The sequence below is a fragment of the Pseudomonas sp. 32A genome, from assembly GCF_052682255.1.
Window position 1 is genome coordinate 3,019,328 of record NZ_JBQYLY010000001.1, and the last position, 14,060, is coordinate 3,033,387.

A 14,060-nucleotide genomic window follows, 5' to 3' on the forward strand; every position below is an offset into this window, starting at 1 on the left:
CGGGGCGCTTGCCTAGTGGCGGCTGCCGGGTGGAGGGTCACTCGTCCTGATGAATGACCCGTGAACGTGTCATCTGTGCCGGCGGGAAATGGCAGGTAAAGGTACTGCCATGGCCCAACACACTGCTGATTTCCAGCCGCGCGCGATGGCGCAGCAACACATGCTTGACGATGGCCAGGCCGAGCCCGGTGCCGCCGGTGTTGGAGTTGCGGCTGGAGTCGACGCGATAGAAGCGCTCGGTGAGGCGCGGCAAGTGCTTGGCGTCGATGCCCATCCCGGAGTCCTGCACGCTGAGGTGCGCGCCCTGGTCATCGGCCCACCAGCGGATGCGGATGTTGCCCTTGTCCTGGGTGTATTTGACGGCGTTGAACACCAGGTTGGAAAACGCGCTGCGCAGCTCGCCCTCGCTGCCCTTGAGCAGGATCGACGGGTCGGCTTCGAGGGTAATCTGCTGCTCACGCTGCCCGGACAATGCCTGGGCGTCGCTCTTGATGGTCTGCAACAGGCTTTGCACCGGCACCGGATGGTTGTCCGAGGGGTAATCGGTGGCTTCCAGCTTGGCCAGCAACAGCAGGTCGTTGAGCAGAGTTTGCATGCGCCCGCCTTGCTGCTGCATCTGTTGCAGGGCACGGGTCCAGCGCGGGTTCACGTCTTCAACGTTATCGAGCAGCGTTTCAAGATAACCGCAGATCACCGTCAGCGGCGTGCGCAGTTCGTGGGAGACGTTGGCGACGAAGTCCTTGCGCATCTGTTCCAGCTGATGGATGCGCGTGACATCGCGCACCAGCATCAAATGTTCGTTATTGCCGTAGCGCGTCAGGTACAGCTGGATGCGCACGCGGTCGTTGGTAGGCGACGGAATTTCCAGGGCTTCTTCAAAGTTGTCCTGCTCGAAGTACTCCTTGAAACGCGGGTGGCGCACCAGGTTGGTCACCGGCTGGCCGCTGTCCTGGGGCGTCTTGAGGCCCAGCAGGGTTTCTGCGGCGCGGTTCCACCATTCCAGGTTGCCGTCGCTGTCGAGCATGATGACGGCGTCTTTCAGCGCAGCGGTGGACTCCTGGACCCGATCGATTACTGCCTGAAGCCGCCCGCGTACGCGTTGGTCGCGGCGTTGCAGGTGGTAGATGCTGTCGAACACCTCGCCCCACAGGCCGTAACCGTCGGGTGGTGCTTCATCAGGTTTGTGCTGGCGCAGCCACTCGTGAAGGCGCAGCAATTGCTTGAGGGTCCAGCCCAGGTAAACGCCCAGGCCGACGGCCAGGCTCCAGCCGTAATAGCCGCTGACCAGGCCCACCAGCAGGCAGCCAGTGATCAACAGGAGCATGTGGCGGATCAGGGTGCCATACCAGTTTTGGTTCACTTAAACACGCGTCCTTTCAGCTGTCTGGGCAGTTCGGGCTGGCTTAGCCTTTGGTGGAAAACCGGTAGCCGGTGCCGCGCACGGTTTGTACCAGATTCTCGTAAGCGTCGCCCAAGGCTTTGCGCAGGCGGCGGATATGCACGTCGACGGTGCGCTCTTCCACATACACATTGCCGCCCCAGACCTGGTCCAGCAGTTGGCCGCGGGTGTAGGCGCGCTCCTGGTGGGTCATGAAGAATTGCAGCAGGCGGTATTCGGTGGGGCCCATCTCGGCGGGTTTGCCGTCGATGGTCACACGGTGGCTGATCGGGTCCAGAATCAGGCCGTCGACTTCGATAGGCGCTTCGCCATCGGTTGGGCCGGCACGGCGCAGAACGGCTTTCAGACGGGCGACCAGTTCCCGTGGGGAAAAGGGCTTGGTGATGTAGTCATCGGCGCCGACTTCCAGGCCCTGGATCTTGTTGTCCTCTTCGCCCTTGGCGGTGAGCATGATGATCGGGATATCCCCGGTCAGCTCGTCACGCTTGAGACGGCGGGCCAATTCGATACCAGAGGTGCCGGGCAGCATCCAGTCCAGCAGGATCAGGTCCGGCTTGCGGTCGACGATAATGGCATGGGCCTGCTGGGAGTTCTCCGCCTCCAGGCAGTCATAGCCGGCCATTTCCAACGCAACGGCGATCATTTCGCGAATGGGCGCTTCGTCGTCAACGATCAGAATGCTCCTGCCAACCATGCTAAATCCTCTTGTCATTTAACTGTCTTGCGCCGCATTAGATAACGGAATTATTGCAGTCGTGTGACAGTAATTTAGTCGCTCGGGCAATCGGCGCCTCTCTGGACTACGCTTTGGGTCCGAATCCTGACAACCACAAAAGGAAGGTTCCCATGACTCACAGTACTTTTTCCTGGAAAGCCCTGCTGGTAACGGCCGCGTTGACGCTGCCGACACTGGCGGTTGCGGCGGAGCCCGGGATGGCGAAGGGCGGGATGCTGGTGGACCACAAGGGCATGACCCTTTACACCTTCGACAAAGACAAGGATGGCAAGTCCAACTGCAACGGAGACCCCTGCGAAACCAACTGGCCGCCCCTGAAGGCGGAATCCACGGATAAACCGGCCGGCAAATGGAAGGTCATCACCCGTGAGGATCAGACCAGTCAGTGGGCGTATGAAGGCAAGCCGGTTTATACCTTCAAGAATGACAAAGCGGCAGGCGACAAGTCTGGAGACGGTAAAGGCGACGTCTGGCACGTCATCAAACCCTGATCACGGCGGTGGCGAGGGGACGTGCCCCTCGCCCTTGATCACTTGAAGGCGTAGTCCGCCACAATCCCGACAAAAATCGCCAACCCGGCCCAGTGGTTGTGCAAAAACGCCTTGAAGCATTTGAGCCGGTCCTTGTCCCGTGTGTACCAGAACTCCCAGGCAAAACACCCGGCCGCCGCCAGCAAGCCCAGGTGGAACCAGCCACCCAACTCAAAGCGCATCCCCGCCAGCCAAAGGCAAGCCAACGCCAGGCCCTGCAACGTCAGGATGATCACCCGGTCGGCCTCGCCAAACAGAATGGCGGTGGATTTGACCCCGATTTTCAGGTCGTCATCGCGATCGGTCATGGCGTAGTACGTGTCGTAACCCACCGTCCACAACAGGTTGGCGATGTACAGCAGCCAGGCAGCGGCGGGCAGGCTGCCCGTCTCGGCGGTGAACGCCATCGGCATGCCCCAGGAAAACGCCGCGCCCAATACCACCTGCGGGTAATAGGTGTAGCGCTTCATGAACGGGTAGCTGGCCGCCAGCGCGAGGCCGCCCAGGGACAGCCAGATCGTCATGGAATTGGTCAGCAGCACCAGCAGGAAACTGATGAACATCAGCACCGCGAAGAACACCAGCGCCTCCTTCGAGCTGATCTTGCCGCTCACCAGCGGCCGCTGTTCGGTGCGCTTCACGTGACCGTCGACCTTGCGATCAGCCCAGTCATTGATGACGCAACCACCGGCCCGGGTGAGTATCACCCCGAGCACGAAGATCGCGATATTGAGCAGCGATGGCGAACCCTTGCCGGCAATCCACAACGCCCACAGCGTGGGCCATAGCAGCAAATAGATGCCGATGGGCTTGTCCATGCGGGTCAACTGGATGAAGTCCCAGGCCCTGGGGTTCAAGCGATTCATGGACTTGAGCAGGCGCTGGTACATCAGCAATTCTCCGGATGGTCGTGCACGGCTTGCCACAGGGTCGGCAGGAAAATTTCCGCCACCAGCACGCTCAGCGGCCCGCGATCAAAGCGCGAGCGACGCGCCCACAGGTTATCGGCCTGATCGGCGGTGGGCAGCCATTCCCGTGGATAGCGGCACACCTCGATGGCCTGGCGCGTGAAGGCATGGTCACAAAACAGCAATTCCCCCAGTGACCGGCTGCCCAACTCATCCATGTGCAAACCGTCGCCCTGCAAGGCGCTGCGGGCCGCCACGCTGCGGGCAAACACCCACGGCTGGCCATGGCCACGCAAATACACCTCGCGTACCCAGCCGATACTGGCGGCGGGCAACTCCAGGGTGGCACATTCGTCGTCTCGCAGTGGTTGCCAGCCTTCGAACAGCGGCGTCACGCTGAAGCCATCACTGGACAGCCGTGTAAGGCGCCGGGTCAGGGAACCTTCATCGAACAGCCAGTTGAGTGTCAGCGGCGCGGGCAGTGGGCTCAGAAGGCTCTGGCTCAGCCATCGGCAAGCATCGGGAAGGGCGTTTGAATGCGGCACGGAGGGTCATTATTGGCAGTTAATGAGGCGGCGAGCTTACCATGGTGCCCTGGACTTTTGCCGGAGCGCGCCAGGCCCATGCGTCGATCAAGCTTGCATCTGCGCCTGCTGATCAGTACAAAACGCCCTGAGCCGCACGGCAAGGCTGAATCTATCGACCGTCGGCCAGTACGCCTGGACCCTGAGGAAGCAAGTGATGAAGAAGTGGCAATGTGTCGTCTGTGGGCTGATCTACGACGAGAAAGATGGATGGCCGGATGACGGCATCGCCCCGGGCACCCTGTGGCAGGACGTCCCCGAAGACTGGCTGTGCCCGGACTGCGGCGTGGGCAAAATGGATTTCGAAATGATCGAAATCGGCTGATTGCTGATTTAAATCGCAATTCAAGAAACGTACTACAAGGAGAAAGGAATGAACGCACCTGTCGTGATCGTCGGCACGGGTTTGGCCGGTTACAACCTGGCTCGGGAGTTTCGCAAGCTCGATAGCGAAACCCCGCTGTTGCTGATCACCGCAGATGACGGGCGCTCCTACTCCAAGCCCATGCTCTCCACCGGTTTTGGCAAGAACAAGGAAGCCGATGGCCTGAGCATGGCTGAACCGGGCGCCATGGCCGAGCAATTGAAGGCCGAAGTGCGTACCCACACCCGCATCAGCGGCATCGACCCGGGCCACAAGCGCCTGTGGATCGGTGAGGAAGCGGTGATCTACCGCGACCTGATCCTGGCCTGGGGCGCAGAAACCGTGCGGGTGCCGGTACAGGGCGACGCCGCCGAGCTGATTTTCCCGATCAACGACCTCGAAGACTACGCACGCTTTCGTGCCGCTGCGGCCGGAAAACGCCGGGTGCTTTTGCTGGGTGCCGGGCTGATCGGCTGCGAGTTCGCCAACGACCTGATCCTCGGCGGCTACGAGATCGACCTGGTGGCGCCGTGCGAGCAAGTCATGCCGACCCTGCTGCACCCGGCAGCCGCCGCAGCGGTGCAGGCCGGCCTCGAAGGCCTGGGGGCGCGTTTCCACTTGGGCCCGGTGCTCAATCGCCTGCAGCGCAACGCTGACGGCCTGGAAGCCCACCTGTCTGATGGCGAAGTGATCCAGTGCGACCTGGTGGTGTCTGCCATCGGCCTGCGCCCCCGTGTCGATCTGGCCGCCGCCGCCGGCTTGCAGATCAACCGTGGGATCATGGTCGACCGCCACCTCAAGACCTCCCATGCCAATATCTACGCCCTGGGCGACTGCGCCGAGGTCGATGGCCTGAACCTGTTGTACGTGATGCCGCTGATGAACTGCGCCCGCGCCCTGGCGCAGACGCTGGCGGGCAACGCGACCGCTGTCAGCTACGGGCCGATGCCTGTCACAGTAAAAACCCCGGTCTGCCCGCTGGTCGTCTCGCCACCGCCACGGGGCACCGAAGGTGTGTGGAGCGTCGAAGGGCAGGGCGGCGACATCAAGGCCCTGTGCCGCGACGCCAGCGGCCGCCTGCTGGGTTACGCCCTGACCGGCACGGCCGTGATGGAAAAACTGGCCCTTAACAAAGAACTTCCGCCGCTGCTGGCGTAAATGCTGGTCGTTCTGTCGGAATAAGCATCATTTTGACCGTAGAAAGGTCGCCGTGAGACTGGCGCAGGCCCCGATGGCATGCCATCCTCACTCCCGTCTGCCGCAGAGTAGAGCCTGCGGCGCCTTGGGCGCTGCTCCGAAAGAGAGCAGCACGGACATAACAACAAAAAACCGTCAAAGAGGCTTCACTTATGCGTAAACCAGAACTCGCAGCCGCTATTGCTGAAAAAGCAGACCTGACCAAAGAACAGGCCAACCGCGTACTCAACGCCGTACTCGAAGAAATCACCGGCGCGCTGCATCGCAAGGACAGCGTCACCCTGGTGGGCTTCGGCACCTTCCTGCAGCGCCACCGCGGCGCCCGCACCGGCAAAAACCCGCAAACCGGCGAGCCGGTGAAAATCAAGGCGAGCAACACCGTTGCGTTCAAGCCAGGCAAGTCGCTTAAAGACAGCGTCAATCCGTAAGTAAAGAAGCCTGCGCTACGCACATGCGAGTGCGAGCGCGGGATAAAAAATGGGCACGCCGACTGGGTCGGGTGCCCATTTTTGTTGGGGATGAAAAAATGGTAGTGGGGAATATAAGTAGTTGTCTCTTGCAGAATTCTTAATGGTTGAGGTGGAAGCTGAGTTGTAGTGAGTTTTTATTGAAATAAATCGAATTATATAGTTGATGTGGAACTATGTCGGTGCACATGTGACATATATGGCATGGGGCATCAGGGCGCGCGCTCTAAACTAATTTTTAGAGGCGTATATATGCAAGTCTTCGATTAGCCCAGTGTTCCATTGCTCACACCGTTAGCCCACCAAAAAACGACGGAGATCAAGTCGCCGTCGGTGGCGGTTATCATACGTGATGCGCTTCTAAGCTCAGGTACCGGTAATTTGGTCAACAGCGGTTTTACCGGGGGGCAGCATTTCGTGTCCAAAGGTCTAGAGGAAAGGATTGAAGCACAGGCAACGATGCCTGGAACAGAAGTAAAGAAATCAGACGGCACGACGGGCACTGTAGATCTTGCCGCGACGGAGGAGCAAAATATACAGGCGCGTCTTACTGGCGTAGAAATAAAACCTTGAGGTTACTTGAAGATTTCCGTCGTTGTTTCCCCCTCGTAAGTTTGGACAGTCATCCGATAGATATCGGTGCATATATCCCCTGTTGGCCTTTTAATAAGGTGTTTTGCACCAAATACATAAACAGTTTCACCTAGAGATATCTTTTCTTTGATGTGCTGCGCTGTAGGGGGTACCAAGAATTGATGCAAAAAGACCATAGGGTGACCCTGATGATAAAGCCAGGCAGGTTCTCCTACCCACACGGGTTTATCCTTCATGCAAAGGTATTCGTTATCGAGTCGCTCCGTTAGCCATTTTTTTTTATTTTTTGGTGAGCCTTGCGCTACATACTCTTCGTAAAGCTTGTGAGCAAAATCCTCCGCGCTTTCGTCTTCCATCGAGGCGGATTTTTTTTCCGCGACAGTCATTGCCGTGCCCCAGAAAACGTGAAAATCAGTCAACTCACTCATGTCTGCTGCTCCTGAAAGGGTTCTTTACCATTGCCCTGTGGTTTTTACAATCCTCACCAAATCCCAGCCGGTATGGCGATACTTGTCCATTGACTCATGTCCCCAAGGCGTCGCCTTGGTCAAGTTCCAATCTTCATGAGCCACTTTTGATCCGGCGCGTTGTGGAATGTATTGATGATTCAGTTCCATCGACACTGTGATTTCCTTGGTCGTGCCAACACGTCCCTTTAGTCGGCTTCTCGGAGTATTACGATAACGAACCTCTATTTTCATCCGCGGTGCTTTGCCTAGGGCCATTCGAGCCAGGTTTCTAGTTGAGTACTGACCTGGCCGGGCATTGGCAGCCTCGGCTTTCCAAACGCCTTTCCTTGCTGTGCTCCAACATTTCCAGCCCCACGGGTCGATCCAGGTGATCGGGTTCGGCCCATATTGATAGAGATTGATCCCTCCCGCCAACCCAAGAGGATCCGGTGTGGTAAACCGCCCGATATCCGGGTCGTAAAACCGGAATGTATTAAAATGCAGTCCGGTTTCTCGATCTAGATATTGCCCCTGAAACCGTAAGTTCTGCTCTTCGATGTAGGTAGGCTCGCGCACTTCCTCCACCGTACCGCCCCACATTCGATAACTGGTCCGCCAGATGACTTCGCCGCCTTCTTCGGTTAGCTGCTCCGGCTGGCTATTGAGGTCGTTATGGTAGTGACGGATTTTTTGCAGAGGCCCCGTGCCGTCGACCCGGGCTACGGGCTTGTAGCCTTCATCTTCATAGATATAAAGGCTGGACTGACTATGCTTGGATTCCTGCAAGAGACGCAGCTCGTCCCAGAGGAAGCGTGTCATCCCCAACTGATAGCCATCGCTGCCATACTCGGCTTTTTCAATGCGACGCCCCAGGGGGTCATAGGTCATCCTTATCCTGTTGCCGCTATCATTTCGTACTTCAACCAGACGACTTTCCGCATCGTAGACAAAGCGCTGTAAACCGCGAGAGGCACTGCGCTTTTCGACCATGCGACCCAAGGCGTCGTACCGGTAACGCTTATCTTGATAGGTCAGCAGCCGGTTATGTTTTACCAGGCCACCCTGATGTGAACTATCGAGCAGGTTGGCTGCGGCATCATAGGCGCAGGTTTCGCTCCGTCCTGCCTGGTGGCTGACAAGAATCCGTTCGGTACTGTCGTAACCCAGATGCTCTTGATGATCGTGCCCGCGATCGACGCGATGACGTCCAATCACGTTGTCGCTGGGATCGTAGCTATAGTCGGTCTCTACCAATGGTGGTAGCTGCCATGGTTGGTCGATGCTGCGACGCTGTCGGGACCGAACCCTTCCGGTCCGGTCGTAAGCACTACTCGTCTTGAGTTGACCCTGAGTACGCTGCACTTCGCGATGCAAGCGATCACGCTCGAAGTCGCTGATAACCTTTCCATCGAGATTCAACTGATGCAGGTGGCCACTGCCGTAATACAGGCGGTTCAGCCATCGACCGTCGGGCAAGCCGGTTTGAATCAGATTTCCCAGTTCGTCGTAACGATGCTGCACAGACCCTGCCGAGCTTTTCTCCTCAAGGAGCTGCCCCATGGCGTCATAGCTGAAGCCAAGTGATTGCTCACTACCATCAGGCGCCGTGAAAGTAACACCGACCAGTTGGTCGTTGAGGTCGTGCTCGTAGATGGTGGTACCGTCCGCAGTTATTTTGCTGACCAGGCGCCCAACTGCATCTCGCTGAAACTGGTGTAACAGTGGGGCAACTGGCTCGCCTTCGACTCCCGGCAGGTAGTCTACGGCGATAACGTCGTCCAGCGGATCGTAGGTGTACCTGCGCCGGCTTTGATCCAGGTCCTGCTGCTGCACCAAGCGATCTGCTGCATCCCACTCAAAGCGATAGCTTTCACCGTTCTCATTGGTCAGCCTGCGCAGTCGGCCATAGGCGTCATGGTCGAACATGACCGTGCGGTTGTGCGCATCCCAGCGCTGTTTGACTAGACCACGCAAGTCATAAGCATAGCGCGTGGTGCTACCGGCCGGGTCGACATGGGCCGTCAGGTAACCGCTGGCGCTGCGCTGGAACTGTTCCACGCGGCCATCCGGAAGCTGGCATTCCAGCAATAGTCCCTGAGGTCCGTATCGGTAGCGCACCGACTCACCTTCCGCATTGGTCTGCACCACCAGATTGCCAAAGGCGTCGTACTGATACCGGGTCGGATAACCCGAGCAATCCACTTCTTCGACCAGTTGGCTCCATTCGTTCCAATGCAACGTTTTGGTCTTTTCCGTGGCGTCGATGATTTGCACCGGTTGACCGAAACCGTCATAGACGTACCGCGTACGGTTTCCCAAGGGGTCGATTTCTTCGATGCAATTGCCACGCTGGTCGTAGCGATAATGCCAACTGTTGCCCGCCGGATCGGTTTCCACTTGGGGCAATGCCCAATTTGCCAGCCACTGCGTGCCACGGGTTCTGGACAGCGGATCGATGACGGCGCTCAAGTTGCCGGACGCGTCATAATTGAAGCGCCACCGTCCGTTTTGCGGGTCAATTGCGCCGAGCAACTGGCGATCTTCGCTCCACTCAAACTGCCACGTATGGCCCAGGTTATCGATGTAACGACTGATCTGGTACTGCGGGTTCCAATGCCGCGTGCTGACCCGCATCAGGCCGTCGGTCACGCGGGTAATACCGGCATCGAGGTCGTAATCGAAGCTGTATTCATCGCCAGCATCTGTCCAGTGACGACTGACGCGCCATTCCGCGCCGCCTGGCCCAGGTACTTCAGCCCATTGGTAGAAGCAGCGCAAACCGCTCGGCAATTGGTGCTCGGCCATGCGCCTGCCGCTGTCGTAGGCAAAGCGTCGAAGGGTTGTGCCTTGTGCGTCCAAGACCTCGGCAAGATCGCCATTGCTGTCATAGCGATAACTGACGAGTACATCGCTGCGTGCATCGAAATGGTCCTGGCGCAGGTATCGCCGCTCGATGTGGCTCACACGACGCGGATGCTGGGTTGTATAACTCAACTCGACGTGCATGAAATCATGGGTGTCACGCAAGCGGTGAAGCCTTCCCTGGGCATCGTAATCGAGAAAGATCCGCCCTTCATTGCGATCACCCAGCAGGTGCAAGCGCATCCGTGAGTTGTTCTGTGGGTCGATTTCGAACAGCCGATACAGACCGTCGATGCTCTCGATCAATACCGCGCCTTCACCGCTGCGTCTCACCGCGAGGCCTTCGCCCGGATCGAACGATCCACCGGACAACGGGATATAACCGATCTCCAGGCGGCGTCCCTGCTCATCGATATAGAACAGGTTTTCGTCGGCATCTATTTCGACCGACACCTCATAGTCGACGCTCCAGCCAGCGCCGAAGAGGCCGTCGCAGCGTGTATCGAGACTGTTATAAAAACGTTGCCAATCGATAGGGAGCAGGCCGGGCAGAACAAAATCCAGCTCCTCCTCTTCGCCCAGTACCTTGGCCCCCGTCGCGCTGTGCACCGGGTTGGGCGAGCCATTCATGGCGCTCTTGAGGGCGGAGGTGACCTTGGCAGTTCCATAAGAGATCGCTCCCCCCACCAGCGCACTTCCGATCATGCACGGCAGCTTGGTCCAAAAACACTTCACATTGCCCCGCAACGCCATCACCACGGCAATCGCCAGCCCCACTCCTGGCGTTTTCCCGCTACGAATCTCCTGCACCACGATGGTCTCGCCACCAATGCGCACATCCGGCGAAATCAGGCCCTCAGCCGTCCCAATCTTCGCATCGCAGGTACTGCGATCCCCGCTGCGTGCCGCCGGCTGACCATTGATGAATACCGAACTGGAACCCTCGGCAATGAACTGCAGCGGCGTGGGTGGATGCTTGTTGCATGCCACGGTATCCAGCTGACAAGGTTCGGTGCCGGGCGCAGGCGAGGCGACAGTCGGGCGCCACATCTGCGAGAAAAACTCGCCTGCCATGTCCAGGAAGCTGGGGGCCGGCGGCTCGCTGGGTGCGACCGGAACAGCAGTCATCTTGCCGGCAGCGCGGGCAGCTTTTTTGCCATTGATGAAGACGTCGTCCGAACCGCTGGTGATGAAGGCATCAATCACCGGCGGGAACACCCAGTTGGCGGCGGACTCGCACCAACTGGATATTTTCAGGTCGGCCCCTGTAAGCCCCGCAGTGATCCCAATGACTGCCCCCACTACCAAAACCAATGCAACGCCGCCTGTGGCGATGGTCGCACCGGTCGCGAGGAAAACCGCCCCTGCAACGGCCAGGCAGCCCACAGTAGTGAGTGCGGCATAGGCGGCCACTTCCAGCACGCCGCCGAGAATATCGGCCATCACCGAGGTGTGCAGCAGCGCGTCGCCTTCGCGGGCAGCCCAGAGGTCTTCACTCATTGTTCAGACTCTGCTCAGGGGGTGACGGCAAAGTTGAGCGTGTTCTTGAGCGTTGCCCAATGTGCCGCCTCGGCAGGCCCCAGGGGCTGAGTCTTGACGTAGCTCAAGGCGATCAGGTTGCGTGTGCCGGGTATCTGCATTGCCAACTGATATTGGTAAATATTGTCGCTGCCTTTGTTGAAACGGTTCTGGACTTCAAAGGCGTCGATGTCCTGCGCTGGCCCCACCTTGATGGCTTGCGCCGGCGAATAACGAAGGTCCTTGACCTGCTGTTCGAGCTTTTTCAGCTGGCCCTCGAAGTTGTTTTGCAAGGTCTCGCCATCTGCCAAGGGGCTGCGACTCACCACCAGGGTGGTGCCCAGCTTGGCGAACTTGAGAATGTTGATCGAGGTGTCCTGCACCTCTGCATCGGGCAGGGTGAATTGGGCTTCGTTGATCAGGTAATTCATGGTGGATAAATCTCGTTATTGACCAGCGCCGGGCTTGCCAGGGAATTTTGATTCGACGGCGGACTTGATCGTGCTTTGCACGCCTTGGGCACCGGGCACCGTGCCCTTGTCACTGCCCAGGTTGATATCCAGTTTGCCCTTCGTCTGGATCTTGCTGCTGCCGGTGGAAAACAGGTTGAACGAGCCACAGGTCAGGTTGATGTCTCCACCGGCCTTGAGCTCAATCACACTGGCGCCGCACACCAGGCGAATACTGTCGCCAGCCTCGACGGTGTAGGTCGTGGCGGCACTGTCAGACTTGGCCCCGCCCACAATCACGGTGTCGTTGTTGCGCACAACCCGCAGGCGGTTACTGCCAATCGTCACCGTCTCGTTATGCCCAATACTCTTGTTCCGGTCATGCCCCACCGAATGACTTTCATCCACCTCCACCACGATGTCCTGATTACGCTCGGCATGGATGTACAACTGCTCCAACCCCTTCTTGTCCTCCATGCGGATTTCATTGAAGTTGGCTGGTGTGCCGCCTTTGCTGGAGCGGCTTTTCATCCCGCTTTGGGTGGCGTTTTCCGGCAAGTCGTAAGGCACGGTCTGTTCGGCGTTGTACACCCGCCCGGTGATGATCGGCCGGTCGGGATCACCTTCCAGGAAGCTCACGATCACTTCCTGGCCGATCCGTGGAATCTGCATCGAGCCCCAGTTTTTTCCGGCCCAGGATTGCGACACGCGAATCCAGCACGAGCTGTTTTCGTTGGACTGGTCGTGGCGGTCCCAATAGAAATGCACCTTGACCCGGCCATATTGGTCGGTCCAGATTTCTTCGCCCTTGGGCCCCACCACCAGCGCCGTCTGCGGGCCTTTGACGATGGGCCGGTAGGTGTTGGCCAGTGGGCGGAAACTCTGTTGCGCGTCGATGCAGGTGAGGGTGCTTTCGAACTGGGCCGAAGGCGCGCCACCGCCGCTTTCGAGGCTTTCCTGGGAGATGTAGTAGCGGGCGCCGACGATCAGGTATTCGCGGTTCTGGTCGCGGCGGCTGAAGCCGGTGAGGCTGAACAGGTGGCCGGAACCCAGGCCCCGCGCATTCCCGCTGAACTCCACTTGTTCATGCAGGGTTTGCAGGGCTTCGATGCGGGTGCGGGCGTAGTGTTCGCCGTCTTCGCTTTTAACGTAGGTGCCGGGGTAGTCGTACAGCGGGTAGTCGCCGGCGGTGTGCGGGCGCGGCATGGCCGAGCGTACGTCGATGCTGGCGCTGGGGCGCTGGAAGTCGTAGTCGTTGAGTTCAAGGGAGCCCGGTTGCACTTCCTGCGCCAGGTGCCAGTTGTGCATATGGTCGCGTTCGCGTTGCTGCTCGTCCTTGGGGTAGTAAGGCACCGAGGCGTAGCCGGGTACGTTGGCGTGGGCACCGTAGGCATCGGCCAGCACCAGCACGTGGCGGTCCTGTTCGTGGCGGAAGAAGTAGTAGATGCCTTCCTGTTCCATCAGGCGACTGACGAAGTCGAAGCTGGTCTCGCGGTACTGCACGCAGTATTCCCACTCGCGGTACGGCCGGCTCAGAGCGTCTTCGAAGTCGGAAAAGCCCAGGTCGCGGAACACCTGCTTGATGATCTGCGGGATGCTCAGGTTCTGGAAAATCCGGCAGTCGGACGTACGGCTGAGCAGCCACAGCCAGGGGCGCAACGTCACCTGGTAACTGGCGAACTGGCCCTGATCGATGTTCTGGCTGCAGCGCGCGACGATGCCGTGGAAATGCCGCTCGCCGCCGTCCGCCAGTTGCAGACCCACGCTCATGGGCTTGCCCAGCAACTGGTTGAGGTCGATGTTGGCGTCCAGGGACGTCAGTTGCAGCTCATAGTTGAACAGGCGGCCCAGCTCTTCACCGCCGCCCATTTCATTGAGCAGCAGCACATCCGGCCCCAGTGGGCTGGTGATCTTGGCCAGGCGTGACGATTGGTTGAATAACATCGGTTAACCCGTAAATTGCGTAATAACTGTAGGAACCGGCTCCAACTGTGGGAGCGGGC

At 58.9% G+C, this 14,060-nt stretch carries 12 protein-coding genes; 4 read left to right on the forward strand and 8 right to left on the reverse strand.

What is annotated here, in order from left to right; translation table 11 throughout:
* Window positions 1-37 precede the first annotated feature (37 nt).
* Both phoR and phoB read right to left on the reverse strand, forming a co-directional pair.
* Window positions 38-1,360: a phosphate regulon sensor histidine kinase PhoR gene (gene phoR / locus ACUN0G_RS13660; protein WP_375378882.1), complete on the reverse strand. Its 1,323-nt coding sequence runs from the start codon at window positions 1,358-1,360 to the stop codon at window positions 38-40.
* A 43-nt stretch (window positions 1,361-1,403) separates the two neighbouring features.
* Window positions 1,404-2,093 carry a phosphate regulon transcriptional regulator PhoB gene (gene phoB / locus ACUN0G_RS13665; protein ID WP_003195617.1) on the reverse strand — a complete coding sequence of 230 codons (690 nt, stop codon included), beginning with the start codon at window positions 2,091-2,093 and terminating at the stop codon, window positions 1,404-1,406.
* Window positions 2,094-2,245: 152 nt separating this feature from the next.
* Here phoB and ACUN0G_RS13670 point away from each other — a divergent pair, with 152 nt between their 5' ends.
* Window positions 2,246-2,626: a COG4315 family predicted lipoprotein gene (locus tag ACUN0G_RS13670; protein ID WP_445573661.1), complete on the forward strand. Its 381-nt coding sequence runs from the start codon at window positions 2,246-2,248 to the stop codon at window positions 2,624-2,626.
* 38 nt (window positions 2,627-2,664) lie between these two features.
* Here ACUN0G_RS13670 and ubiA read toward each other — a convergent pair whose 3' ends face one another.
* Together ubiA and ACUN0G_RS13680 are read right to left on the reverse strand one after the other, a co-directional pair.
* Window positions 2,665-3,555, reverse strand: coding sequence for a 4-hydroxybenzoate octaprenyltransferase (gene ubiA / locus ACUN0G_RS13675; protein WP_445573662.1), 891 nt, complete (start codon window positions 3,553-3,555; stop codon window positions 2,665-2,667).
* Window positions 3,555-4,118 carry a chorismate--pyruvate lyase family protein gene (locus tag ACUN0G_RS13680; RefSeq protein WP_421523254.1) on the reverse strand — a complete coding sequence of 188 codons (564 nt, stop codon included), beginning with the start codon at window positions 4,116-4,118 and terminating at the stop codon, window positions 3,555-3,557. Before ACUN0G_RS13680 ends, ubiA begins: the two co-directional genes overlap by 1 nt.
* A 196-nt stretch (window positions 4,119-4,314) precedes the next feature.
* Between ACUN0G_RS13680 and ACUN0G_RS13685 the strand changes: the two genes are divergently transcribed.
* The 3 genes from ACUN0G_RS13685 (at window position 4,315) to ACUN0G_RS13695 (ending at window position 6,146) form a co-directional block, all read left to right on the forward strand.
* Window positions 4,315-4,482 (forward strand): rubredoxin, encoded by a 168-nt coding sequence (locus ACUN0G_RS13685; RefSeq protein ID WP_003213373.1) that lies wholly within the window; start codon window positions 4,315-4,317, stop codon window positions 4,480-4,482.
* 48 nt (window positions 4,483-4,530) lie between these two features.
* On the forward strand, window positions 4,531-5,679 hold the full coding sequence (locus ACUN0G_RS13690; RefSeq protein WP_017476745.1) for an NAD(P)/FAD-dependent oxidoreductase: 1,149 nt from the start codon (window positions 4,531-4,533) through the stop codon (window positions 5,677-5,679).
* A gap of 191 nt (window positions 5,680-5,870) precedes the next feature.
* Window positions 5,871-6,146 carry an HU family DNA-binding protein gene (locus ACUN0G_RS13695; RefSeq protein ID WP_003213368.1) on the forward strand — a complete coding sequence of 92 codons (276 nt, stop codon included), beginning with the start codon at window positions 5,871-5,873 and terminating at the stop codon, window positions 6,144-6,146.
* Between the two features lie 614 nt (window positions 6,147-6,760).
* Here the strand turns inward: ACUN0G_RS13695 and ACUN0G_RS13700 are convergent.
* The 4 genes from ACUN0G_RS13700 to ACUN0G_RS13715 are packed head-to-tail and all read right to left on the reverse strand — an operon-like array spanning window position 6,761 to window position 14,001.
* Complete coding sequence (locus ACUN0G_RS13700) at window positions 6,761-7,207, reverse strand: hypothetical protein (RefSeq protein WP_445573663.1); 447 nt, start codon at window positions 7,205-7,207, stop codon at window positions 6,761-6,763.
* A gap of 24 nt (window positions 7,208-7,231) precedes the next feature.
* A complete protein-coding gene (locus tag ACUN0G_RS13705) occupies window positions 7,232-11,590 on the reverse strand; it encodes an RHS repeat-associated core domain-containing protein (RefSeq protein ID WP_445573664.1) in 4,359 nt (1,452 codons plus the stop codon).
* 14 nt (window positions 11,591-11,604) lie between these two features.
* Window positions 11,605-12,039 (reverse strand): DcrB-related protein, encoded by a 435-nt coding sequence (locus ACUN0G_RS13710; RefSeq protein ID WP_017476738.1) that lies wholly within the window; start codon window positions 12,037-12,039, stop codon window positions 11,605-11,607.
* Between the two features lie 15 nt (window positions 12,040-12,054).
* On the reverse strand, window positions 12,055-14,001 hold the full coding sequence (locus ACUN0G_RS13715; RefSeq protein WP_445573665.1) for a type VI secretion system Vgr family protein: 1,947 nt from the start codon (window positions 13,999-14,001) through the stop codon (window positions 12,055-12,057).
* Window positions 14,002-14,060 lie beyond the last annotated feature (59 nt).